The sequence below is a fragment of the Olsenella uli genome, assembly GCF_901212675.1.
Classification (GTDB): domain Bacteria; phylum Actinomycetota; class Coriobacteriia; order Coriobacteriales; family Atopobiaceae; genus Parolsenella; species Parolsenella uli_B.
This window is the reverse complement of sequence record NZ_CAAKOQ010000034.1, coordinates 13,926-36,579: the sequence shown is the minus strand read 5'-3', so window position 1 is coordinate 36,579 and position 22,654 is coordinate 13,926. Positions and strand designations below refer to the sequence as shown.

Sequence of the window (22,654 nt, the reverse complement as noted above, 5' to 3'; positions counted from 1 at the left end):
GGCCAGAACGCGCGCCCGCCCTATGGCAGAAACCCCTCGTCTACGAAGATGTCGGCCGCGTGCCGCGCCATCACGTCCCACGAGAAGCGCCTCGCCAACTCGTCGGCCGTCACTTCTTCGCCGGGCTCGGCAAGCCCCAGACGGCTCGCGATAGCCCCCAGGATCGGCCCGGGCGTCCCGTAGCGCTCGCGCAGCACCCCCAGGTCGAGGTCGTGCTCGCGCTTGGAGAGCCTGCGGCCGTCGGGGGCCACCAGCAGCGGCACATGGCCGTAGCGCGGCTCCCGGTAGCCCAGAAGCCGTTGCAGGTACATCTGCCGCGCACACGAGCCCAGCAGGTCGTGCCCGCGCACCACCTCTGTCACGCCCATCTCGCCGTCGTCGACCACCACGGCCAGCTGGTAGGCCACCACCCCGTCGCTCCGGCGCACGAGGAAGTCTCCGCACTCGGTCGAGAGAACCTCGCACTGCGGGCCGTAGGCCATGTCCACGAAGCCGATTGTGCCCGCTGGGTCTTCCGCGTCGGGCACGCGCAGCCGCGTCGCGGGCGGGCGCGCCGCCGAGCGACGGGCCACCTCCGCCGCGTTCAGGTTTCGGCATGTGCCCGCGTACACGTAGGTCCCGTCGCTCGCGTGCGGGGCGCGTGCGGCGTGCAGTTCGCTTCTCGTGCAGAAGCACGGGTAGGTGAGGCCAAGCCCCAGCCGCCCAGGCGTACCGGCACCCAGCAGCTCGATGGCGGTTGCGTAGACCTCGCCGCGCTTGCTTTGGTAGTAGGGACCCTCATCCCAGTCGAGGCCCAGCCAGCGCAGATCGTCCATGATGAGGCGCGCCGCCTCGGGACTCTGCGCCCGCGGGTCCAGGTCCTCGATGCGCAAAATCATACGCCCGCCCGCCGAACGCGCGCTCAACCACGCCACGAGGCACGACGCCACGTTTCCCAGGTGCATGCGGCCAGAGGGCGTGGGGGCAAACCGACCAACCACGCCCCGCATGCCCAGACCCGACCCCATGCCGGGCGATGTCTGCAAGGTATCCATGTGCATCAGTATCGCACGGCCGGCGCGCAACAAAAAACGGCCCCGGACGAATCCGAGGCCGAAAGGCCACTCAGCTCATGCAGCCCAGACGACGCTACATCGGCAGGACGGTCTGCGCGAGGTAGGTGCGAGCCTGGTACTCGCGGTCGAGGTCGTAGAGGCCCTTGGGATCGGCGCCGAAGAGCTTCATGTTGGTGATCATGTCGCGGGCTTTGGTCTCCTCCTCGCCCTGCTCGGTGATGAACCAGTCGAGCATCTTTTGGGCGCGGATGTCGTGGGCATCGCGGGCAACCTCGTAGCAGTGGTTGATGGCAGCCGTGATGTACTCCTCGTGGGCTAGACCAGCCTCAAGCGGCTCGAGGTCGTTCGAGAAGGTCTTGTCCGGCTTGGCGATGGCCTCCATCGTGGGCTTGAAGTCGTTGTCGAGCAGGTAGCGACGCAGGATCTTGGCGTGATCAAGCTCCTCCTGGACCTGGATGGTGTACCAGTTGGCGAAGCCCTTCAGGCCACGGTCATCATAGTAGTCGGCAAAAGTCCAGTACAGATAGGCGGAATAGAGCTCCTTGTTAATCTGCTGGTTGAGAACCTCGGCAACCTTCTGATCCATAGCCATGATGTGTCCTCTCTCGTGTGGGCGTTGTGGCGCCCGAGACAGTCCGACCGCTCTTCCCAGGCCAGCCGGCCCTTGACCGTCTTGTATGGTACCCACTTGCGCGTGGCCGTTGCCCATAATCTTATGGTTTCACACTTAGATATCATGAGTGCCTTGCTTGAGGTATGGCGGAGGCACGACGCTCTGCAAGGGATTGGGCATCCCGCGACCGCTCACCGCCGCGCATGCCGCTCTGTCCGACCCATTCGCTACCATGGGGTCACGACACCGTTGGAGGAGTTCCCATGACACGTACCGTACGCCGATTCCCTCCCCTCGCCCTCCTCGCACTCGCCCTTGCGGGCGTGGCCGTCGCCCTTGCCACGGTCGCGCTGCCCACGCAGGCCCAGGCACGCGACTACTCCGTCACCGCCGTGGACGGCGACCTCACGGTCAACGCAGATGGCTCCATCGACGTGACGGAGACGCGCACCTTCGACTTCTCCGGCTCGTTCAACGGCGTGTACTGGGACCTCTCCACCGCAGGCCCGGCAGACCGCAGCGGCACCGCACCCATCCAGCTCAGCGTCAACTCAGTCGAGGACCTCGCGAGCGGCGTCAGCGAGTTTTCGCAGGCGGACAGCGAGGCGGCGGGCACCTACCAGATCATCCCCGAGGGCTCCGACGTGCAGCGCCTCAAGATCTTCTCCCCGCACGAGGACGAGGAGGCGCAGGTACGCATCTCCTACACGCTCACCAACATCGCCAACGCTTGGGCGGACACGGGTGAGCTCTATTGGAAGCTCGTGACGGAGGGTTGGGACGTTCCTTCCGAGGACGTCACCTACCGCGTGCACCTACCCGTTCCCGCAGGCCAGACGGTCAGTGCGGGAGACAACGTGCGGGCCTGGGGCCACGGCCCACTCGACGCGAGCGTGGCCTTTGACGGCAACGACGCGGTCTTCACGATCCCGGGCGTGGGCACCGACGAGTTTGCCGAGGCACGCATCACGTTTCCGGTTGACTGGCTCTCGGGGGTTACGCCGTCCGCCACCTCGCGGCTCTCCTCCATCCTCTCCGAGGAGCAGGACTGGGCAGACGACGCAAACGCCAGGCGCGAGCAGGCGCGCGTGATTTCCACCGCCGCCAAGGTCGCGGCCGGCGTGTGCGCCGTCATGCTGTTTGCCGTCACCATCGGGATGCGCCGCGGCTACAAGAGAAGCCACACTCCCCACTTCACGGATCAGTACTTCAGGGACGTGCCCACGGACGACCACCCGGCGGTCCTGGGGTGCCTGTTCAGGAGGAACAAGGTCTCGGGCGAGTTGTTCACCGCCACGCTCATGAGGCTCACCGACGGGCGGGTGATCTCGCTCGACGTGGTCCGTGACACGCGGGGCCGCGAGCGCGACTACGCGATGATGAGGGACGCCTCCAAGGACACGGACGATCCCATCGAGAAGGCGGCGCTCGAGCTCCTCGCCTTCGTGGCCCGCGAGAGCACCGGCGACGAGAACGGCCAGATCCGCTTCTCGGACATCAAGGCCATGGCCAAGAAGGAGCCCGAGGACTACGCGGCCAAGCTGAACGACTGGAGCAGCGAAGTGCATGCCGGCTGCGAGGTACGCGGGTTCTTCACCGACGAGCACGGGCACTCACGCGCGGTCTTCATCCTGCTCACGGTGCTGCTCTCGGTCTTCGGCCTCGTCGCGTGCATAGGGCTCCTCGTGACCGGTGCTGTCGCCGAGGGCGTGATCCTGATTGGCGTGTGCACTAACGGATGCCTCTTCAGTATCTTCTCGGGCGTGCGCATGGCACCGCTCTCGCAGGAGGCAGTGGAGCTCACCGCGCAGCTCAAGGCCCTCAAGCGCTGGCTGCATGACTTCACGCTGCTCAAGGAGGCCGTGCCCAAGGACGTGGCGCTCTGGAACCGCCTTTTGGTCATGGCCGTGGTGCTGGGAGAGGCCGACCGCGTGATCGAGCAGCTGCGCATGGTTGCCCCCGAGGTGCTCGAGAGCCCCGACTTGGGCTACACGTACTACTGGTACCACGGCTTCGGCGGCCTCTCCACGCCGGTCGATAGGTTGGGCACCACGTATGACTTGGCCCACAGCGTGAGCGTTGAGGCGCTCTCGGACTCCTCCGACAGCTCGGGCGGCGGCTTTGGCGGCGGCTTCTCCTCCGGTGGAGGTGGCGGAGGTGGAGGCGGAGGTGGAGGCGGGGCCTTCTAGCGGCCGACCACCCCAACAGGCCGACCACCCCCCAACACAAAAGCAGCCCAGAGACCACACGAACTGCGTCCCAAAACTTGGAAGCGGTAAATAAGATAGCCTTCGCGACCTCCCGAAGGGCCTGCTCCCGGAACTCCGCCGGGGTCAGGCCCTTCAGCCTGACCTTGCGCCTCACGGCGGGCGATGTAGGCGTCGGGGTCGCGCCTGAGGCCGAGCTTGCGCATGACCTTGAGAACGGTCTTGTCCGCGACCCGCGCGCCGTAGACGGCCCTGAGCTCCATGGCTATCTGCCGGTGGCCCACGCCGTTGGCCCCCCTCGAGAAGGTCTCCTCGACCCTCGGCGCCAGGTCGGGCCGCGTCGGCGCCTTGGGGTGGGCGAGCGCCCAGTCGTACGTGGACCTGGCCAAGCCGGCAGCGGCCAGCAGGTCGGACAGGTCGTGCCGCCCCGAAAACCCGCACACGGCTAGAGCCCGCTCCCGGCTCGAGAGTCCCGCGCAGCCTTCAGGGCTATCGTTTTTTTAGATACGCCATCTGCGCTTCGAGGCGCCTGACCTCGCCGCTGAGCTCCTCCTCGCGCGTCGGCGCGGCCGAAGGGCCACGGCGCCGCCCTCGCACTAGGCGCGGCACCACGCATCGAGAGGCGACCTGGAGGCGATGCCGAGCTCGGCCATCACCTCGGGCTTCGGCTTCCCGGAGCCCGCGACGGCGCTCGCTACCCGGACCTTCGTGTCCCAGTCGTAGCCCCTGTGGCCCATGTCCAGCAGCCCGTCCCTCCCGGGCGCGCGAAACTCCAGCTGCCATTGGCTCACGGTGCCCTCGGGAACGCCCAGGCGGGACGCCACGGCGCGGCGTCCCGCGCCGCGCTCGAAGAGGTCGGCGGCAAACACCCTCACCGACCTGTCGTATGTGGTCAAAGAAGCCTCCCATTTCTTGGACTCTACTATTCAGTCCAAGAAATGGGAGGCAGTTCATTGAGGCAACTGAAGAAGTGGGCGCAGACCCTCGGGTCCTCCTGCCCGCCCGTGGCCCCCAGCCCTGGTGTCCTCGCCTCGATTACCGCCGTCATCAGTCGCTGCATGGGGTGCTCCCCCCCCCCTGTCCGTGGCGGCCGCCTGAATCTCCCCTTGCCTTGCTCCCTGCAAAGCCACCCCGCAGCGAAGCGGGATCAAGGGGCCGCACGACAATCACCACCAATCGGAGCGCAACGGAGATTTGTGCGTGATTTCGTGCAGCCCCTTGAGGTCGTACAGCAGAGGGGCCGCGCGGGGGCTTGCAAGAACAAAACCTCGCGTCGAAGACATCGACGAATTGGACGCGACCTTATTACAAGAAAAGGCCGGAGACTCATGGTCTCCGGCCTTTAGCGAATTGGCTGGTATTTCCCCTGCTGGTCTATGTGCACTGCCTGCTCTCCACCATCTCGCAGAAGTCGCCGATGCTCATGAGCCAGTCCCTCTGGGCTGGCGCGTAAGTCTCGAATAGCGGCGCGGGCACGACGAGGCCGAGCCTGTCCTTGGCCATCGCGCGGGTGTAGTCCTCGCTCACGGCGGGCTCAAGCGTGACGAGGTGCTTGTCCTCGATGCGGTCGGCCTCGTCGAGCACCTGACGCCAACGTTCCTTGATCGTGGTCTTGGCTCCGAGCATCGTGAGACGGGCCACCGGAAACTCAGGGTCGCGGTAGTCTTCTATCGACGGGAAGATAAAGTCGGGCTTCGATTTCCCCTCGGTGTAGGCCTGCGCCGAGTAGCGGATGCCCCTTGCGTCGAAGAGCATGGAGAGCTGGTTCTCGAAGGCCGTTCCCGCGCGTGACTTGCGGCGCTGGAAGGCCGACATCGTAGTGCGCAGAACGCCATCGACGTCGAGCGCAGAGCCGAGGAACGGCGCGAGGTCGCGCTCCAGGAGATGCCGCTCGAAGACACGGAACAGCATCTCCTCCCGCTCGTAGCAGGCGACGAGGCATCCGTCCGGGTCGCCCTCCCAGTCGAGCTCCCCGAGCGTCGAGACGGAGTAGGCCGAGAAGTCGGCACCCTTGGGGAAAGACTCGCCGAACTTCACGATCATACCGTCAAGGAAGTTCTCGGCGGCGGTCGGAATGCCGACCTCGACGCCGATGGATTCAAGGACCCTCGCCGCCATGGCCGTGATGCGCGTGTCCTCGCGGGCCGAGGGGGTGAAGCCCTTCTCTCCAACCCCGTCGAGGGCGAAAAGCCAGCGAATCTGGGACTCTGCCGTGCTACCCGCGCGCGCAAAGAGAATCACGACCTCCTTGGCCTCGTGTAGCGCCAAGACCATGAGGTCGCCTGGATGGGCCATCCCCATCGCGGCGTTGTCGTTGTAGTAGAGCCTGTATTCCGTTCTGGTGGGGTGCTTCCTGCGAGCGTCGTACCACGTGGTATAGCCGTGGTCGAACACCGGGTCGGAATCATCGTCGAGGTATGCGAAGGTCGTGCGCATCCCCCTGATGTCATCGTCTCCGAACAGCTCGCGGAGGGGGCCCACGCCGTTGAACTCGTGCTGGTGGCTCCTGTTGGCCCCCATGATGTCAACGCCTGCAAGGGTCTTGGCGACGGCACCGTCGAAATACCCTCCCAGCGCACCATAGTCCATCCTCGTACACCCCCATCATCAGCCGTGCGACCGAGCGAACGACCGGCACGGTCACGGAATTGCCAAACTGCCTGTACGCTTGAGTATCCGACACCGGGATGATGAACTCGTCGGGGAATCCTTGTAGGCGTGCACACTCTCGGGGAGTGAGCTTGCGAGGGTTCTTGCCCTCCTGCCTCACCAGAATCTCGCTGCCGTCCTTGTGGTAGCGTGCCGAGAGCGTCCTCGTCGTGTCCCTCGGGCCGACCATGGAGTAGCCGAAGCCGTTGCCCGCGGCCTCGTGCTTCTCTCGGTAGGCACGAAGGTAGCCCCAAAGCTTGTCGGATATGGTGTAGCGCTCGTTCGGGCTGTCCTCAAGGATGTCGCCCAGCACGTGCCCACGGCCCGGCACCTCAAGGTCATCCCAAGAGAAGGGCACGTCGTCTCTGAACCCGACGATGTAGATGCGCTCCCTGTGCTGGCAGGTCCAGTTCTTGGAGTCCAGCACCTTCCAGAAGACGTGGTAGCCAAGGTCATCCTCAAGCGTCTGCCGTATGACCCTGAACGTCTTCCCACCGTCGTGACTCGTCAGGTTCTTCACGTTCTCAAGCAGAAACGCCCTCGGCTGCTTATCGCGGATAATGCGCGCGACCTCGAAGAAGAGGGTGCCCTGCGTCTTGTCCTCGAAGCCTGTGGGGCGGCCCATCGACTGCTTCTTCGAGACGCCCGCGAGCGAGAAGGGCTGGCAGGGAAAGCCCGCGAGCAGCATGTCGAAGTCGGGCATGTCGGCGGAGGCGACCTGGCGGATGTCGCCTGCCGGGGTCTCGCCGTAGTTCATGCGATAGGTCTTCTGGGCAAACTTGTCCCACTCGCAGGAGAAGACACAGCGCCCGCCCAGCTCTTGGAAGGGCATTCGGATACCGCCGATGCCTGCGAAGAGATCGCAATAGGTGAAGGGGGCATCCGCGCGCTCACCCTGATCGAAGGGCGCGTTGGGCCCGAGAGACGCGATGAAGGCACACTCCGCCGCCGTGGGGCTCGTGTCCCCCGCTTCCCACCTCCGCACGGTTCGCTCGCCGTAGGAGCCCATCCCGAGCGCAGCGGCGAACTCCCTCTGGGTGAGACCAAGCTCGACCCTCTTCTGCGCTATGTCGACTGCACTGAGTTGCATGAGATACCTATCTTGGTTGAAAAACGGTCAATATGTCCTGCAATTGTCACAGCGATAGTCTAGCATCTCGCCCGGACATATGTTCATTCAGCTTCGCTTCGTCCTCATGGTCTGAGTCCTGACTAGGGCCTCAAGCCACGGGCGGATTGCCTGATGGTTTCCTGTCACATTTCCTTCATAGGTTTTTATTTCAACCTTTTTCACCTATTTGCCTCAAACGAGCCTTAATATAAGAAAACAGGTCAGAGGTTTTCATACCTCTGACCTGCGTCTTTTCTGGTGCCCCCGGTGCGATTCGAACGCACGACACCCGCTTTAGGAGAGCGGTGCTCTATCCCCTGAGCTACGAAGGCAGATCCGGCACCAGCCGGGCGTGGGGCGCCCCTGCGGTGCGAATGTACATTCTACAGTTCGTCAAGCGCCAGGTCTACGTATGTCTTGTCATCCGGCGCGCAGCAGAACGTGATGCGGTCGCCGCCCACCTGGCCCAGCGCTATGTAGGGAACGTCCACGTCATCAAAGAGGTCCGCGAGCGTCTCGACGTGCTTGGGGGCCACGGAGATGACGACACAGCCCACAAGCGGCGAGAACGCCTCGTCCAGGCTGGGCGTATCGGAGCTCTCGATCACATAGCAGCCGATGCCCCCGTCCTTGCAGCACCGGGCCACGCACGGCGCGGCACCGTCCTCGCCGCAGCTTCGGGCGCTGCGGATGAGCCCGCGCGCGATGCCGACACGCAGGACCGAGTCCACGACGTCCTGCTCGTCCTCCGCCTCATAGCCAACCAGCACGATGATGTCGCGCGGCTCCACGAAGCTGGCCGTGACGCCCCAGTCGAAGGACCGGGGCTCGGGCTTGCCAAGCACCTCCTTGAGACGGCCCTCGAACTGGGCACGCCCGTTGGCGCTGTCAGTCACACGCCTCTCGTCTCCCATGTCGAGCTCCCTTCCACAGGTGACGACATATACTGCGGTACCTGCCTGGAGCGCCTACTTCTTCTTGGCGGCCTTGCGCGCCGCCTTCTCGGCGCGGCGACGCTCGTCCTCCTCGTAGCTGCGCTCCATGACCGCACGTCTCTTCTTCTCTGTCATACCACGAACCTGGCTCAGCGCGGCATTGCGAATCGGACGAATCTTGACAAACTCGAACACGAGGGCGCCGATGATGAACGCGTAGGCCAGAACCACGGAGACAACCGCGACCAGACCGCTCGTCGTGCTCACGTCGTACATGTTGTTCTCGGCGTTCCTGCCAAGCGTGCCAGCCGCAAACGAGACGAAGACGAAGACCATGCCCGCCACGAGCAGCATCCACCAGATGCGGCGGAAGCGGACGTAGGTGTCGTCCTCGCGCATCTTGACGTTGGCGACGGTGACGATCATGTCCTCCTGCTCGCGCTCGGCCCGGCGCTTGGCCTTCTTCTGGTCCTTGGTCATGTTGGCCATGGAGGCAGCCGCGCCGGAGCGCGACTTGGACTTGGAGGACGACGCGCTCACGACGCGCACCGACTGGGCGGCCGCGCGGGCCGGCTTGGCCTTGGCGGCAGACTTGCGCGATATGCCCGCCGAGGCCTCGGTCTCGGGGCCCTTGGGCATGTTTCGCTTGTTGAACGGGCTACGCTGGGACATTGCTCTCCTTCATGGGCACGAACTTCTTGCCGGTGATGATCTCGAAGGCCTCCTGGTAGCGCTCGGAGGCACCGGCGATGACCTCGGCGGGCAGGTGGGGCGGCTCGCCCTGCATGTCCCAGTTGGCGCGCAGCCAGTCACGGACGTACTGCTTGTCGAAGCTGGGCTGGACATGGCCGGCGGCGTAGCCCTCGGCAGGCCAGAAGCGGCTTGAGTCGGGCGTGAGGCACTCGTCGATGATGGTGAGCTTGCCGTCGATGAAGCCAAACTCGAACTTAGTGTCGGCGATGATGATGCCGCGCGTGGCCGCGTACTCGGCAGCGGCCTTGTAGATGGCAAGCGACGCGTCGCGCAGCTGGCTCGCGACGTCCTCGCCCACGATCTGGGCGCAGCGCTCGAAGGAGATGTTCTCGTCGTGCTCGCCGAGGGCCGCCTTGGTGGACGGCGTGAAGATGGGCTCGGGGAGCTTGGACGCCTCGGTGAGGCCGGCCGGCAGCTTGATGCCGCACACGGTGCCGTCCTGGTCGTAGGTCTTCTTGCCCGAGCCGGTGAGGTAGCCGCGCACGATGCACTCGATGGGGATGGTCTTGGCCTTCTTCACGAGCATCGAACGACCCACCAGGTAGTCGGTATACTCGGCGTACTCGGCCGGGAACTTGGCCGGGTCCATCGTGATGACATGGTTGGGCAGGATGTCCTTGAACTTGTCGAACCAGAAGGCGGAGATGCGCGTCAGGATCTCGCCCTTGTGGGGAATCTCGTCCGGAAGGATGAAGTCGAACGCGCTGATGCGGTCGCTCGCCACCATGAGCAGGGCGTCCCCGCAGTCGTAGATGTCACGGACCTTGCCCTGCGAGTCCGGGCGCTTCCCCATAGCTGCCATGCACACCGCTTCCCCTCGAGGTAGGAATCGTCGGTCGCGCCAAGCGACCTCTTGAACCTACTTATTGTAACGGCTGCGCAGGAAAGCGGCAGGCTACTTCGAGGAGTCGCCCTGCTGTTGCTGCTGGCGGCCCTGGTCGCGTGGGATGTGGATCGTGAACTTGGTGCCCTTGCCCAGCTCGGACTCCACGCCGATGAAGCCGTGGTGACGGTCGACGATCTCCTTGGTGACGGCAAGGCCCACGCCTAGGCCGCCGCTCTCGCGCTCGCGACTGGCGTCCGAGCGCCAGAAGCGGCTGAACACGCGGGCGAGGTCCTCCTTGGCGATGCCGATGCCCGTGTCCGAGACGGAGATGACGACGTCTCTGCCCTCCTGGCCCACCGACACGACGACCCACCCGCCCTCGGGCGTGTACCGAAGCGCGTTGGACATGAGGTTGATGAGGGCCTGGCGGATCATGTCGCGATCTGCCTCGCAGAAGAGCTCGCTGCGCTGGGTCTTCACGTCGAGGCGCAGGCGCAGGTCGCGGTCGGCGAAGAGCTGCTCCTGCGACTCCACCACCGAGCGCACGAGCCCGATCATGCCGGTCTTCTCGGGCTTGAAGGGCGTGGTGCCGTTCTCGATGCGCGAGAGCTGCAGCATCGCGGCCACGAGGCGCGACAGGCGGCGGACCTCGCTGGCGACGGTCTCGAGGTGCTCCTCGTCGGCCGGAAGCACCCCGTCCTGCATGGCCTCGACGGTGGCGAGCATCGCCATGAGCGGGGTGCGCAGCTCGTGGGCGACGTCTCCCGTGAGGCGGTGCTCGAACTTGAGGTCACGCTCGAGGGAGGTGGCCATGTCGTCGAAGGTCTCGCCCAACTGACCGATCTCGTCGTCGCCGGTGATGCCGGTGCGGGCCGTGAGGTCCCCCGAGCGGATCTGCGCGGCGGTGGAGGTGATCGACTTGATGGGCTTGGCCAGCTTGCGCGACACGAGCACGCCCATGAGGCAGGCGAGGAAGACCGCGACCAGGCCGGCCGTGATGACGGCGCCGTACGAGCTCGTGCGGAAGGCGGCATCGCCCTTCGTGAGCAGGGCTTCGCTGCCAAACGCCCACAGGCGGACCGTGCCCACCTGCGTGCCGTCGGCCAACGTTATCTCGTGGGGCACCACCGAGTCGGCGTCGGTGGGGGCAAGCGAGGCGAGCGCGGCGCCCGCAGAGGCGGTGTCGGCGTCGGTATGCTCGCCCGGGCGGTTCCACGTGTCGTCATAGATGACGGTGCCGTGCGAGTCGATGACCTGCACACCAATGTCGCTCGAGACCGAGGACGCCTGCACCGTGCGCTCGACGTCCTCCTCCTTCCAGCCGGTCTGGGGGTCGTAGATCTCGGCGAGGCCGTCGGCCACCACGGAGGCGTAGCGCTCCATGTTGGAGCGGGTGTAGCTCAGGAACTGCGCCTCCCAGGTCACGGCGAGCACCGCCACGAGGATGACCGCCGTCATGGCGGCCACGGCGGCGAAGAAGATCGTCATGCGGCCGCGGTAGGACATGTGGCGCGGCTTCTGGTTCTGCAGGGTCTTCCACGAGGCGCGGCTCGAGTCGGACGATGACGACGGGTCGCCCTCCTCGGGAGGACGACCCTCGCGGACGCGTTTGCCTATGACCAGCTTCGCGGGCACCATCTAGGGCCTGCCTACTTCTCGTCCTTGTCGGACTTCTTGGGCTCGGGGGCGTCGAAGCGGTAGCCCACGCCGTGCACCGTGTAGAGCCACGTGGGGTTGCGCGGGTCGTCGCCCAGCTTGGCGCGCAGGTTCTTGACGTGCGAGTCGATGGTGCGCTCGTAGCCCTCGAAGTCGTAGCCGAGGACCTTCTCGACGAGCTCCATGCGGCTGTAGACCTGGCCGGGGTAGCGCGCCAGCGTCACGAGCAGCTTGAACTCGGAGGCCGTGAGGTCGACCTCCTTGCCGCGCACGGTGACCTTGTGCGCGGAGATGTTGATGACGAGGTCGCCGTAGTCGAGCACCTCGATGGTGGGCTCGCTCTCCGTGCGGGCGCGGCGCAGCAGGGCGCGCACGCGGGCCACGAGCTCGCGCGGCGAGAAGGGCTTCACGAGGTAGTCGTCGGCACCCAGCTCGAGGCCGATGATGCGGTCCTCGACCTGGTCCTTGGCGGTGACCATGATGATGGGCACGTCGGACTGGTCGCGGATGGCGCGGCAGACGCGCTCGCCGGAGAGCTTGGGGAGCATGAGGTCGAGTACCACGAGGTCGAACCCGTGCTTCTCAAACTCCTCCACGGCGGTCTGGCCGTCGCCCACGGCGCGCACCCAGTAGCCCTCGCGCTCGAAGTACGCGGCAACCGCCTCGCGAATCGCCTTCTCGTCCTCGACCAGCAGAATCTTCTTCGTGTCCGAAGCCATGATGGCCTCCTCCAATAGCAAATCGGGTTCGGTCGCCCCTACCTTCGACCGACATTCCTAGATTGAGTCTACCGCAAGAGCAAGGTTGGCTATACCCCGCCCTCTACGGACGGTGTCTGCGGCGGGCAAACGGCAAGGTCCGTGTAATGACTGGCGAGCGAGCCGGCGGCTGTGCGGCGCAGGGTGCGCGGGGTTCCGTATAGGCATGAGGGACCCGGCGCAGCGCCAGGCGAGTGGCTGCCTTACAGCGTCCAGGCGCGGACCTCGACCGAGCTCGGGTAGCCCGTGTCCTGGTCCTTCACCGTGGCGAAGGTCACGAAGCTCGAGGTGGTGCCCATGCTTGCCGGGTAATCGCCGTAGTCGAGCGCGCGGTTGGGCGCCACGAGCGTGGCGTAGGTCTTGGCGTTGGTGTCCACGATGAGGTGCGAGGCGCGCGTCTTGATGAGGAAGACCCCGTCCTTGCCCGCCACGTCGGCGGCCGGCTCGCGCGGCAGCGCCACGAACTGTCCGTCGCCCGAGCCCAGGTAGGTTCCCATGTTCCCGAGAAGCCCGCCCGTGCCGTAGTTGGCCTCGATGGAGAACGCGAAGAGGCCGCCCATGTAGACCGCCCGCATGGGGGCCACCGCCTGGGGCAGCACCAACTGCGCCACCTGCGACGACATGCCCGAGTCGAGCGAATAGGCCGTGATGCCGAAGTAGCGCCCCTCGTTGGCGCGCACGCGCGGCACGAGCGTGACGTTGCCGTCCGAGACGGTGGGGCCGCAGCCAAACCGGCCGGGCGAGCGCACGACCTCGTCCGCCGAGGTGGAGCCCACCTGCCAGAGGTAGCACGACGAGTTCTCCGTGGTGCGCGAGCCCGACGTGGACGGCATCACGAGCCAGATGACCGAGTTGCCCGAGCAGCACATGAGCGGCGGGTCGTAGTTGGAGTCGGCCGACCAGAGCGTGGACACCGTGCCCAGGGCACCGTTGGAGAGGGCCGCCGCGTAGAGTTTCCACTCGCGGGTCACGAGGTCCAGCTCGGACCACGCGTAGACGCTGTCCGAGCAGGCCGCGTCGTAAACCACGTAGTTGCCGCCGGTCTGGGCCGCCTTCACGAGGACCACGTTGCCACCCGAGGTGACCGAGAACACGCCCGCCGACGTCATGGCCGAGGGCGTGTCGCTGGGAACCACGTAGGGCTTGAGCGCGCCCTCGCTGGGCCTGAGCACGCAGCCCAAAGGCAGCGGCCACGTGCCGGCAGGCGCGAGGTCGGTCGTGCCACCATTGTCGGAGGACGCCTGCTCGTAGCTGCCCTGGATGTCTCCCGAACCCACCACGTAGGTGGCCGTGCCCGAGTCGACCACCACCGGTGACGAGGCTGCCGTGTCCTGGTTTCCCGAGCAGGACGACAAGATCGTGACGGCGGCGGCCCCGGCCCCGACGGCCGCCGAGGCCTTCAGGAAGGAGCGGCGCGATATGTTCCTGGGAAGGATCGGCACGCTAGTCCCTTGCGGCGCCGGCGGCCGGGGCCTCGCTCGCCTCGCGCACGGCGACCTCGAGGCCGCGAGCCAACTGGTCGGCGCAGGAGGTCTTGCGGGCGCCGCAGGTGTTGCCGGCGAGGATGCCGCAAATCTCGTCCGCGGGGTGTCCCGCCACCAGCTTGGAGATGGCCTTGAGGTTGCCGTTGCAGCCACCCTCGAACGAGACCTGCTCGATGGTCTTGCCGTCGTCGGACAGGCCGATGTGAATCATCCGCGAGCACACGCCGTGCGGAACGTAGTCATAGCTGAACATGGCGCCCCTCTCCGCCGCGAATCCCCGTCGCGGCTTTGCAGGCAGAAAGTATACCCATGAATGCAGGCAGGGCCGCAGCCCGAAGGCGGCGGCCCCTCCAGATGACAGCTGCGCAGGACAGATGCGTCTCCCCCCTGGTGCCCGGCGCGGGCCTGGGCGGCTACTCCTCGAAGCTGCACTTCTCCAGGCGGTCGAACACCGTTCCCACGCGCGTGAGGAAGTCCCACGGGTCGAAGATCTCGTCGAGTTTCTCCTTGCTCACCGTGCAGCGCGGGTCGGCCTCGAGCTTCTCGCGCAGCGTGGTGCCCGGTTCGCACCGCTGCACCTCGCGCCACGTGGCCATGGCGTTCTCCTGCACGATCTTGTAGGCGTCCTCGCGCGTGATGCCCGTGTCCACGAGGGCCAGCAGCACCTTGGAGCTGTACACGAGGCCGCGCGTCTTGTTGAGGTTGGCCTCCATCTGCTTGGGATAGAGGATGAGTCCGTCGATGACGCGGATGAGGCACTGGAACATGTGGTCGAGCGCGATGAAGCTGTCAGCCTGGGCCACGCGCTCGGCGGAGGAGTGGCTGATGTCGCGCTCGTGCCAGAGGGCCACGTTGTCAAAGGCCACCTGGGCGTTGGCCTTCACCACGCGTGAGAGGCCGCAGACCTTCTCCATGGTGATGGGGTTGCGCTTGTGCGGCATGGCCGAGCTGCCCTTCTGGCCCTTCTTGAACGGCTCCTCTGCCTCGAGCGTGTCGGTGCGCTGGAGGTTGCGAACCTCGGTGGCGATGCGCTCGCAGGTGGCTGCCGTGGTGGCGAGGACTCCGGCCAGGTAGGCGTGGTGGTCGCGGCTGATGACCTGCGTGGACAGTGGGTCGTGCGCGAGGCCCAGGTGCTCGCAGACGTACTCCTCGACGAACGGGTCGATGGAGGAGTAGGAGCCCACGGCACCCGAGATGGCACCAAAGGCCACGTTCTTGCGAGCGTCGAGCAGGCGGTCGAGGTCGCGGCGCAGCTCCCAGGCCCAGGAACCAAACTTCATGCCAAAGGTCATGGGCTCGGCGTGGATGCCGTGCGTGCGACCCACGCAGAGGGTGTTGCGCTCCTCGAAGGCACGGCGCTTGCAGATCTCGCCGAGCTTGCGCACGTCCTCGATGAGCAGGTCGGTGGCCTGGACGAGCTGGTAGCAGAGGGCCGTGTCGCCCAGGTCGGAGGAGGTCATGCCGTAGTGGACCCAGCGGGAGGGCTTGGGGTCGCCGGTGGGCACGTCCTTGTCGATGTAGGAGCCCATGTTGGTGAGGAAGGCGATGACGTCGTGGTTGGTCACGGCCTCGATGGCGTCGACCTCCTCCTTCTTGAAGGCGGCGTGGTCGCGGATCCAGGCAGCCTCCTCGCGCGTGATGCCAATCTTGCCGAGCTCGGCCTGGGCCTCGCAGGCCAGCACCTCGATCTCCTGCCAGACGGCGTACTTGTTCTCGAGCGAGAAGATGTGGCCCATCTCGGGACGGGTGTAGCGATCGATCATGTGAGCTCCTTTGCGCGGAGGGTACGTCCACAGACGCGTCTATTGTGCCATGCCCGGCAGGTAACGATTGCCTTGGCTGGTGGTATCGACCCGGCGTGGGCGCCTCCGCCCGCCGCAATGAGAGAAACTTCGAGTTTGCTGCAGTTCGTGGGGGAACCCAAAAGTAGACGCTGAATGCGCACTCTCGCTACCTGCAGGTTTGTGAGGGTCGTCTGCCCGTCTACCCGGCGGGTCTCGTTTCGACTGCAGCAAACTCGTTAGTTTCGTTCCGGACTCGTCCGGCATGGCCTTGCGAGCCCCGTGTCGGCACGAGATAACAGCTGCCCTTGGCAGGCGTCATCTCCCAGTTGATTCCAACAACGCAGGGCCTTGTGCATAAAAGAGGCCGGGGGCACATAGCCCCCGGCCTGCGGGTTTGATGGTGCACCGTCAGGGATTCGAACCCTGGACCTTGGGATTAAAAGTCCCCTGCTCTACCAACTAAGCTAACGGTGCGCTGTGAGTGCGAGATAGATTCTAGCTGATGCGATGCCGAGCATGTCCGCCAGAACGGCGAGCGTCAAGCCTACTCCCAGCTCCACTGCCCGTGGACGAAGACAGGAACCTCCTCGCCCGAGACCGTGATGCCGCACACGTTGAGGTCGTCCGCGCCGATCATGAAGTCCACGTGCTGGGCGCTCTCGTTGACGCCCACCGCCAGCAGCTCCTCCTTGGACATGTCGACGCCACCCTCGTAGCAGTCGGGAAAGCCCATGCCCAGCGCGAGATGGCAACTCGCGTTCTCGTCGTAGAGGGTGTTGTAGAAGAGCAGTCCGCTCTGGCGGATGGGCGTGTTCTTGGAGATGAGCGCGCACTCGCCGAGGTGACGCGCGCCCTCGTCGGTCTCGAGGATGTGGCGCAAGACCTGCTCGCCCTGCTCGGCGCCAAAGTCCACCACCTTGCCGCCCTCGAAGCGCAGCCAGAAGTCACGCACCACCGACCCGTTGTGGACGAGCGGCAGCACCGAGTGGACGACGCCGTCGGCACGCATGCGGTCGGGCGAGGTGAAGACCTCCTCGGTGGGGATGTTGGGGAAGAACGACACACCGTCCTTGGTACGGGCCGCGCCGCCCTCCCAGACGTGCGCCGCCGGCAGGCCGATGGTGAGGTCCGTACCGTTCTCGGAAGTGTAGTGAAGGGCGACGTAGCGCGCCTCGTTGAGCTGGCGCTTGCTCTTGGCGAGCGCCGCGTTGTGCGTCTCCCAGGCGCTCTCGGGGTCGTCGTCGACCACGCGCGCCGTGTCCAGGATAACCTCCCAGAGGCGGTAGGTCGCCTCGTGGTCAGAGTAGCCCGGGAAGACCTTGCGCGCCCAGGCCACCACGGGCACGCCGCCGATGCACCAGGGGTTCTCGCCAAAGTCGATGCCGTGGCGATAGTCCTTGCACTGCCTATGCGAGGCGAGGGCGCGCGCCGCCGGCTTGGCCGGGTCGACGCCCAGCATGGCATCCGGGTCGGCGCCGTCGAGCCACAAGAAGGCCGCGCCGGCGCGGGCGAGCGAGTTCATCTGCTCGGCCTTCCAGGAGGGGAGCTCCTCGAAACGCTCGAGCGGGCAGTTGTCGTACTCGAGGCGCGAGATGACGTCATCGGACCAGACGAGCGTGACGTGGCCCGCCCCAGACTCGTAGGCGCACCCGACAAGGGTGCGCACGAACGGCGCCGCCTCAACCGGCGCGGTAACGACAAGCTCCTGACCAGGCCGGATGGCCACCCCTCGACGAACGAGAAGCTCCGCGTAGAGCCGCAGGCGGGGCGCAAGCTGCTTCATGGCCAGCTCGCACTCCTGCATGCTCATGGGTATCTCCACCATCTGGCTGTCCCTTCTCTGGGTGGTTGTGGGGTTCGAGCGTCTGGACCCGGGCGGCGCGCCTGCAGTCCCCGGCAGGCAGCGGCGCATTCGTGCCCCGGACGCGCGTGGCAGTATGGGGCGTGGGCGACGCGGCGGGCGCGGAGGCGGGTCCGATGACTCGGCAGGGGATTTGGTACCCCTTTGATGAGGGCCATAGTCCCATGCACCGCTCGGCGGCAAAACACGACCATACGGTGTGGCGGGTTGGTGACGGGCAAAGTGCGGGATGCGGTGTGGTGCCGAGGACCGATGGGGACCACGTGAAGACGCGCCAATCACCGCAGCATGAAAAAGGGCAGGTCACGAGACCTGCCCACTAAAAGCTCTGGAGCGGGCAACGGGATTCGAACCCGCGGATGACGGCTTGGGAAGCCGTTGCCTTACCACTTGGCGATGCCCGCATGTGGAAGAGATTCTAGCACATGGGCCGGCACGAGCAGGGTGGCGCGGCGGATGACGACGCCCGGACTTTTCAACAATGCCGAGGTAGCGGTTGCGACCATTTTTGCCGAAGCCCGGGACGAATTCGCGCCTTGTTTACCGTCAAATCTACCGTTCGCAGAGGATTTTCTACCACTCACCGGTGCCGATGGACAATCGCCGCTTGCAAGCAGCCCTTCTACCTGCGGTGTCAGGTCTGTGTCTGCGAGCGCACCGTTTCTTGTCAGGTCTCCCTCGTATGCTCGCCTTCCAAACGAGTCTCGACGAGGGGAGCGATATGGAGGGTGGAGGAAGAGGAAGCGTTTCTCAGCCACGGAAGGGCCCGAGGAGCCTGCGACCATGCCACCGGCCGCGGGGCTGCGACTGCCTGCAGGGAGGTGCGGGGCCCGGCCACGCGGGGCGCAGTGCCGTGGTGCCACCCAGCATGAGGGTCGCCATCGCCGGCGTCATGCTGCCACGCGCAACGTGCGGGGTTCGGCCATGAGGGTGGGACACGGCCGCAAGCTTGGTCGTCGGCCCTGGGGCGCGCCCGAGCTCCCGCAGCCGGGACGGGACAACGCGAAGGCAAAGGCCCGCGGTGGCACGGATCACGGCGGAGACCCGCCGCTTAAACCGGGAGACCCGCCAACCGGAGGGGACCAGTCACCCAAGAGCCGGCGCCCACGCTTCAGGAGCGTCATGACCCTTGGACTTCTGACCTGCGCCATCGTGCTAGGTGGCACGGCAACGGTCATTTGGATGAGGTCCGGCGCCACCAACCCCGGGGCGACCATCGTGTCGGCCACAACGGGCCAAACCCGCGAGGAGATCCAGCGCCAGCTCGACCGCGAGGTCCAAGAAAACATGATGACGGTCAGCGTCCTGCCCACGCTTCGCCTCGACGAGCAGACCGGTGAGCTCACCGCGGGACTCGAGAACGACACGGAGAACAGGTTTGCCCAGCGCTTCTCGATCTCGCAGGACGAGGAGGTCGTCTACGTGTCCGACCCCGTCATGCCCGGCGAGCGGCTCGAGACCGTGACGGCCGAGAAGGCCAAGGTGGGCCCGGCAAAGATCGAGATACAGGCCCTCGACCCCGAGACGCTTCGGGCCCACGGCAGCCCCACGGCCGTCGAGGTGTCCGTGGCAGGCGCGGCAAGCGAGGAGTAGACGCATGCGCACATGGGGCATCCGGCCCCTGGCATAGGAGAAGGAGACAGTCATGAGAGAGCTACGCACCGCCCTCGGAGGAGCCTGCCTGGTCGCGGCGCTCATGGGATGCGCGGGAACCACCCCGGCCCTCGCGGCGACGGGAAACACCGGCACCACGAAGGTCACCGTCGTGGCAGACGAGAACAACCTCAAGTTCCGTGTGCCCACCGTCATCCCCTTCGTCGCTGCAAGCGACGGCACGCTGACGGGTCCCAGCGCCACGACCACCAGGATCGAGAACCTCTCGGTCTTTGGCCTCAAGGTCACTAACGTCAAGGTGACGCCCGCCAACGGCTGGTCCCACGCCGACAACGTGAACGCCGCGGACGACTCCATTAGGTGGTCGCTTGGCCCCAAGGGCGCCGAGGTGAGCGCCACGAAGGCCAACGCAACCAACGGCCTCCAGATTGCGAGCCCGCTCTGGAACATGACCTACCACAGCGACACCACCCACACCGATGACATCGAGCTCACCACAGCCGGCAACGTCGGGCGCGTGGCTCAGGACATCAGCGTCGCCAAGCAGGTAGGCAGCGTGACCTTCACGCTCGCGCCGGGCGCCCACGCCACGGCGGACGCTTCCGATGAGGACGCGCCCGACCAGGCCGCGCCCGACGCGGACACGTCTGACACGGGCGCAAGCACCCCGCCTGGCGCAGACGAGACCCAGCCTGCCCCCGAGACGCACGTGCCGGCCAGCTCTGACGAGGCAAAGTAGGTGGCGACCATGAAGCCACCTCGCATGGGGCCTCGGTACCACAGGACCTCGGCGCGGCTCCTGCTTGCCTGCCTCCTGGCGGCGGCGCGGATGCTGAGCCAGCCCGTTGGCGCCCTGGCCGCCACGGGAAGCACGGAGGTGACCATACGCGGCATCCCCGAACCCCCGACCATCGTGACCATGCTGGCCCAGACCGGCACGGACGGCAGGGCATGGGCGCTCGTGCTCGCGGGTCTCGCCATCGCCTTCCTCGCACTTTGCATCGTCATGGCATCGGGGAGAGGAGGCAGGCGTGAGCAGACGTAGCCGCAGGGCATCCGTGCTTGCCCGCCTGGTCGCGGCCCTCTCCATAACGGCGCTCGCGCTCGCCCCCTCGGTTGCCCTCGCTGACGACGCCGAGATCTACGACGACGCGCGCGAGGTCGAGATTGCCCAGCCGTTCTCGCTCTTTGCCGCGCGCTCGGCCCCCACAGGCGAGTGGGTCGAGTTCAAGCGCAGCGAAGGCAAACTAAGCGTCCAGACGAGCGAGTACTACATTGCCCCCAACGCCAACTCGGACGGCTCGGTGCAGGTGACCGTCAAGACGAGCCAGTACCACAAGCCCGGTACCGGTGGAAAGGTCTACTGGACCAGCACCAAGACCCTCTACGACAACGGCGTGCAGTGCGCCTTCATCGGGGAGAACTGGGATGACGTGGCGCTCGAGGGCGAGACCATCTCCCAGCAGGTGAGCTTTGCCGTACGCGGCGGAGGCCCGCACCACATCACCTCGACCGAGACGGACTTCCGTGGCACGAGCGGCACCTCGGCTGGATGGGACTTCACCATCGACATCCCCTGGCGCATCAGCGCAAGCGCGGGCACGGGTGGCTCCATCAGTCCCAACGGTCACTCCCTCGTGCTGCAGGGCAGCAGCAAGGCGTACACCATCGCGGCGTCGAGCGGCTACCGCATCAAGGACGTCACGGTTGACGGGAAGAGCGTTGGCGCCAAGAGCTCCTACACCTTCGAGAACGTGAGGGGCGACCACTCCATCTCGGCGTCGTTCCAGAAGGTGTGGACCGTCAAGTTCGTGGACCAGGTGACCGGCGAGGTCATCTCGACCCAGACCATCGATGACGGTTCCGGTGCCAAGGAACCCAGCGCCCCCTCGCACAACGGCTGGCGCTTCGACGGGTGGAGCGAGGACTTCTCCAACGTCAAGAAGGACCTCACGGTCATCGGCCGCTACACCAAGCTTCATGCGGTGACCTTCAAGAACTGGAACGGGGACACCCTCAAGACCGAGACGGTGGCTGACGGCGGCAAGGCAACCGCCCCGTCGGCGCCCACGAGGAGGGGGTGGACCTTCACCGGATGGGACAAGGACTTCTCCAGGGTGACGGCTCCCATCGTCGTGACGGCCCAGTTCTCGCCCATCATCAGCGTGAGGGTGCCCACGACCCTACCCTGCCGCATCATGGCGGACGGCACCGTGGTCGTACCGCAGGACTACGCGATCGAGAACCTGTCGACCGTTGCCGTGCGGGCCTCGTCCATCAAGACCACGGGCATGCCCAAGGACGCGAGCTACGAGCTCAAGGACGGCTCCACGAAGGTCCACGGCTGGGGCGGCTCGGACCAGAGGGCCGGCGAGCTCAAGATTGCGGCCGAGGCCTCGAAGGGCCTGAGCGTGTCTGTCTCCAAGGTCTCGGGAACCGGGGAGTGGCGCAAGCTTGCCGACAGCGCCGCAAAGAGCGGCACGGCGCTTGACCTGTGCTCCATCTCGTACAGCTTCGAGATGGCAACGTAGCCCATGGGCGAGACGGACAGGGGTCGCAGAGGGCGAGGCGGTGGACGGGCCGCGCGGGCGTTTGCCCTTGCGCTTGGGCTCTGTGCGGAGGCGCTCGTGGTCGCAGGCGGCCTGGGCATCGCCAGGGATGGGGCAGCCGAGGTACGCTACGCCTCGCTCTCCCGTGAGGTGACGCTCGACAGACAGGCAGGCGAGAATGGCGCGGGCAGGACCATCGACTGGGATTCCCTGAGAAGGTCTGGCGCCAACGCCGTTGCCTGGCTCACGGTGGAGGGCACGCCCATCGATTATCCCGTGGCGCAGGGCTCCGAACCCGACCCCGAGTTCTACCTCTCGCACGACCTGTGGGGAACGCCGTCGGGCGCGGGATGCCCCTTCATCGACGCGAGAACCACGGCTGCGGCAGGCCACACGCTCGTCTACGGACATCACATGGGCACGACCGGCCTGCAGTTCTCGTCCGTGAGCGACGCCCACAGGCAGGAGACGTTCGACAGGCTGGGGAACCTCCTCTGGCATGCGCCTGAGGACCAGACGCTTGTCCTGCGGCCCCTGTGCGCGACAGTCGTCGACATGTCCCACCAGCCTATTCAGACGTTCCCCGAGAAGGGAGAGGACGTTGCCACCTGGGTAGGGTCAATCGTTGCCGAGGCGAGTGCCAAGGCACCCGATGCGGAGAGCCTGGCGGCAGGCGCCACCAAAGTCGTCACCCTGGTGACCTGCTCCTCGGCTACCTCCGGCCAGCGGGGAAGAACCATCGTGCTCTTTGCCTGCCAGACGCCTCTGGCCGCATGAGAGTCGTCACCCACCAGCCAGG

Annotated in this window: 21 protein-coding genes and 3 tRNA genes; 6 read left to right on the top strand and 18 right to left on the bottom strand. The window is 66.0% G+C overall.

The annotated features are described in order from the left end of the window. Nucleotides 1-20 precede the first annotated feature (20 nt). Both gluQRS and EFAMC1_RS04540 read right to left on the bottom strand, forming a co-directional pair. Complete coding sequence (gluQRS, locus tag EFAMC1_RS04545; protein WP_187324562.1) at nucleotides 21-989, bottom strand: tRNA glutamyl-Q(34) synthetase GluQRS; 969 nt, start codon at nucleotides 987-989, stop codon at nucleotides 21-23. 139 nt (nucleotides 990-1,128) lie between these two features. Next, a complete protein-coding gene (locus tag EFAMC1_RS04540; RefSeq protein WP_154053130.1) occupies nucleotides 1,129-1,647 on the bottom strand; it encodes a ferritin in 519 nt (172 codons plus the stop codon). 284 nt (nucleotides 1,648-1,931) lie between these two features. On the opposite strand from EFAMC1_RS04540, the gene EFAMC1_RS04535 reads away from it, so the two are divergent. Further along, nucleotides 1,932-3,857, top strand: a complete 1,926-nt coding sequence (locus EFAMC1_RS04535) for a DUF2207 domain-containing protein (RefSeq protein ID WP_187324561.1) — start codon at nucleotides 1,932-1,934, stop codon at nucleotides 3,855-3,857. Here the strand turns inward: EFAMC1_RS04535 and EFAMC1_RS11370 are convergent. The 16 genes from EFAMC1_RS11370 to EFAMC1_RS04455 all read right to left on the bottom strand — a co-directional run bounded on the left by EFAMC1_RS11370 (nucleotide 3,854) and on the right by EFAMC1_RS04455 (nucleotide 18,096). Beyond that, nucleotides 3,854-4,318 carry an IS3 family transposase gene (locus tag EFAMC1_RS11370; RefSeq protein ID WP_154053128.1) on the bottom strand — a complete coding sequence of 155 codons (465 nt, stop codon included), beginning with the start codon at nucleotides 4,316-4,318 and terminating at the stop codon, nucleotides 3,854-3,856. The two genes, EFAMC1_RS04535 and EFAMC1_RS11370, sit on opposite strands and share 4 nt — an antisense overlap. A gap of 153 nt (nucleotides 4,319-4,471) precedes the next feature. Beyond that, complete coding sequence (locus EFAMC1_RS11190; RefSeq protein WP_261981767.1) at nucleotides 4,472-4,771, bottom strand: helix-turn-helix domain-containing protein; 300 nt, start codon at nucleotides 4,769-4,771, stop codon at nucleotides 4,472-4,474. A 478-nt stretch (nucleotides 4,772-5,249) separates the two neighbouring features. Then, nucleotides 5,250-6,464 carry a type II restriction endonuclease gene (locus EFAMC1_RS04520; RefSeq protein WP_154053127.1) on the bottom strand — a complete coding sequence of 405 codons (1,215 nt, stop codon included), beginning with the start codon at nucleotides 6,462-6,464 and terminating at the stop codon, nucleotides 5,250-5,252. After that, nucleotides 6,400-7,614 (bottom strand): DNA (cytosine-5-)-methyltransferase, encoded by a 1,215-nt coding sequence (gene dcm, locus EFAMC1_RS04515; RefSeq protein WP_154053126.1) that lies wholly within the window; start codon nucleotides 7,612-7,614, stop codon nucleotides 6,400-6,402. The genes EFAMC1_RS04520 and dcm overlap by 65 nt, the downstream gene beginning before the upstream one ends. 277 nt (nucleotides 7,615-7,891) lie before the next feature. After that, nucleotides 7,892-7,967, bottom strand: a tRNA-Arg gene (locus EFAMC1_RS04510). A 51-nt stretch (nucleotides 7,968-8,018) separates the two neighbouring features. Next, nucleotides 8,019-8,549 (bottom strand): hypothetical protein, encoded by a 531-nt coding sequence (locus EFAMC1_RS04505; protein WP_154053125.1) that lies wholly within the window; start codon nucleotides 8,547-8,549, stop codon nucleotides 8,019-8,021. Nucleotides 8,550-8,603: 54 nt separating this feature from the next. Then, nucleotides 8,604-9,242, bottom strand: a complete 639-nt coding sequence (locus EFAMC1_RS04500; protein ID WP_154053124.1) for a hypothetical protein — start codon at nucleotides 9,240-9,242, stop codon at nucleotides 8,604-8,606. Further along, nucleotides 9,229-10,125: a phosphoribosylaminoimidazolesuccinocarboxamide synthase gene (locus tag EFAMC1_RS04495; protein ID WP_187324560.1), complete on the bottom strand. Its 897-nt coding sequence runs from the start codon at nucleotides 10,123-10,125 to the stop codon at nucleotides 9,229-9,231. The genes EFAMC1_RS04500 and EFAMC1_RS04495 overlap by 14 nt, the downstream gene beginning before the upstream one ends. A gap of 93 nt (nucleotides 10,126-10,218) precedes the next feature. Then, on the bottom strand, nucleotides 10,219-11,787 hold the full coding sequence (locus EFAMC1_RS04490) for a sensor histidine kinase (protein WP_154053123.1): 1,569 nt from the start codon (nucleotides 11,785-11,787) through the stop codon (nucleotides 10,219-10,221). An 11-nt stretch (nucleotides 11,788-11,798) separates the two neighbouring features. Then, the gene (locus tag EFAMC1_RS04485; RefSeq protein ID WP_154053122.1) at nucleotides 11,799-12,524 is read right to left on the bottom strand and encodes a response regulator transcription factor; all 726 of its coding nucleotides are present in this window, start codon (nucleotides 12,522-12,524) and stop codon (nucleotides 11,799-11,801) included. A 242-nt stretch (nucleotides 12,525-12,766) separates the two neighbouring features. Next, entirely contained in the window at nucleotides 12,767-14,005 is a 1,239-nt protein-coding gene (locus tag EFAMC1_RS04480; protein ID WP_154053121.1) for a twin-arginine translocation signal domain-containing protein, read from the bottom strand. A 1-nt stretch (nucleotide 14,006) separates the two neighbouring features. Then, nucleotides 14,007-14,300 carry a TIGR03905 family TSCPD domain-containing protein gene (locus tag EFAMC1_RS04475; RefSeq protein WP_154053120.1) on the bottom strand — a complete coding sequence of 98 codons (294 nt, stop codon included), beginning with the start codon at nucleotides 14,298-14,300 and terminating at the stop codon, nucleotides 14,007-14,009. A gap of 160 nt (nucleotides 14,301-14,460) precedes the next feature. Next, a complete protein-coding gene (gene purB / locus EFAMC1_RS04470) occupies nucleotides 14,461-15,810 on the bottom strand; it encodes an adenylosuccinate lyase (protein ID WP_154053119.1) in 1,350 nt (449 codons plus the stop codon). A 419-nt stretch (nucleotides 15,811-16,229) separates the two neighbouring features. After that, nucleotides 16,230-16,305: transfer RNA gene (locus tag EFAMC1_RS04465), tRNA-Lys, on the bottom strand. Between the two features lie 70 nt (nucleotides 16,306-16,375). Further along, a complete protein-coding gene (locus EFAMC1_RS04460; RefSeq protein WP_154053118.1) occupies nucleotides 16,376-17,656 on the bottom strand; it encodes an aminopeptidase in 1,281 nt (426 codons plus the stop codon). A gap of 365 nt (nucleotides 17,657-18,021) precedes the next feature. Next, a tRNA-Gly gene (locus EFAMC1_RS04455) sits at nucleotides 18,022-18,096 on the bottom strand. Between the two features lie 718 nt (nucleotides 18,097-18,814). Between EFAMC1_RS04455 and EFAMC1_RS04450 the strand changes: the two genes are divergently transcribed. The 5 genes from EFAMC1_RS04450 to EFAMC1_RS04430 are packed head-to-tail and all read left to right on the top strand — an operon-like array spanning nucleotide 18,815 to nucleotide 22,632. Beyond that, nucleotides 18,815-19,285 (top strand): hypothetical protein, encoded by a 471-nt coding sequence (locus EFAMC1_RS04450; RefSeq protein WP_154053117.1) that lies wholly within the window; start codon nucleotides 18,815-18,817, stop codon nucleotides 19,283-19,285. Between the two features lie 52 nt (nucleotides 19,286-19,337). Continuing rightward, on the top strand, nucleotides 19,338-20,045 hold the full coding sequence (locus EFAMC1_RS04445; RefSeq protein WP_154053116.1) for a hypothetical protein: 708 nt from the start codon (nucleotides 19,338-19,340) through the stop codon (nucleotides 20,043-20,045). Between the two features lie 9 nt (nucleotides 20,046-20,054). Then, nucleotides 20,055-20,351 carry a hypothetical protein gene (locus tag EFAMC1_RS04440; protein ID WP_154053115.1) on the top strand — a complete coding sequence of 99 codons (297 nt, stop codon included), beginning with the start codon at nucleotides 20,055-20,057 and terminating at the stop codon, nucleotides 20,349-20,351. Further along, a complete protein-coding gene (locus EFAMC1_RS04435; protein ID WP_154053114.1) occupies nucleotides 20,338-21,837 on the top strand; it encodes an InlB B-repeat-containing protein in 1,500 nt (499 codons plus the stop codon). Before EFAMC1_RS04440 ends, EFAMC1_RS04435 begins: the two co-directional genes overlap by 14 nt. Nucleotides 21,838-21,840: 3 nt before the next feature. After that, nucleotides 21,841-22,632, top strand: coding sequence for a class B sortase (locus EFAMC1_RS04430; protein WP_154053113.1), 792 nt, complete (start codon nucleotides 21,841-21,843; stop codon nucleotides 22,630-22,632). Nucleotides 22,633-22,654 lie beyond the last annotated feature (22 nt).

Coding starts and splice junctions, on each gene's coding strand:
- EFAMC1_RS04460 (WP_154053118.1), bottom strand. CDS start 17,656: ATGGTGGAGATACCCATGAGCATGCAGGAGTGCGAGCTGGCCATGAAG.
- EFAMC1_RS04490 (WP_154053123.1), bottom strand. CDS start 11,787: ATGGTGCCCGCGAAGCTGGTCATAGGCAAACGCGTCCGCGAGGGTCGT.
- dcm (WP_154053126.1), bottom strand. CDS start 7,614: ATGCAACTCAGTGCAGTCGACATAGCGCAGAAGAGGGTCGAGCTTGGT.
- EFAMC1_RS04445 (WP_154053116.1), top strand. CDS start 19,338: ATGAGAGAGCTACGCACCGCCCTCGGAGGAGCCTGCCTGGTCGCGGCG.
- EFAMC1_RS04535 (WP_187324561.1), top strand. CDS start 1,932: ATGACACGTACCGTACGCCGATTCCCTCCCCTCGCCCTCCTCGCACTC.
- EFAMC1_RS04505 (WP_154053125.1), bottom strand. CDS start 8,549: ATGGGAGACGAGAGGCGTGTGACTGACAGCGCCAACGGGCGTGCCCAG.
- EFAMC1_RS04430 (WP_154053113.1), top strand. CDS start 21,841: ATGGGCGAGACGGACAGGGGTCGCAGAGGGCGAGGCGGTGGACGGGCC.
- gluQRS (WP_187324562.1), bottom strand. CDS start 989: ATGCGGGGCGTGGTTGGTCGGTTTGCCCCCACGCCCTCTGGCCGCATG.
- EFAMC1_RS04440 (WP_154053115.1), top strand. CDS start 20,055: ATGAAGCCACCTCGCATGGGGCCTCGGTACCACAGGACCTCGGCGCGG.
- EFAMC1_RS04475 (WP_154053120.1), bottom strand. CDS start 14,300: ATGTTCAGCTATGACTACGTTCCGCACGGCGTGTGCTCGCGGATGATT.
- EFAMC1_RS04520 (WP_154053127.1), bottom strand. CDS start 6,464: ATGGACTATGGTGCGCTGGGAGGGTATTTCGACGGTGCCGTCGCCAAG.
- EFAMC1_RS04500 (WP_154053124.1), bottom strand. CDS start 9,242: ATGTCCCAGCGTAGCCCGTTCAACAAGCGAAACATGCCCAAGGGCCCC.
- EFAMC1_RS04495 (WP_187324560.1), bottom strand. CDS start 10,125: ATGGCAGCTATGGGGAAGCGCCCGGACTCGCAGGGCAAGGTCCGTGAC.
- purB (WP_154053119.1), bottom strand. CDS start 15,810: ATGATCGATCGCTACACCCGTCCCGAGATGGGCCACATCTTCTCGCTC.
- EFAMC1_RS04450 (WP_154053117.1), top strand. CDS start 18,815: ATGACCCTTGGACTTCTGACCTGCGCCATCGTGCTAGGTGGCACGGCA.
- EFAMC1_RS04540 (WP_154053130.1), bottom strand. CDS start 1,647: ATGGCTATGGATCAGAAGGTTGCCGAGGTTCTCAACCAGCAGATTAAC.
- EFAMC1_RS04485 (WP_154053122.1), bottom strand. CDS start 12,524: ATGGCTTCGGACACGAAGAAGATTCTGCTGGTCGAGGACGAGAAGGCG.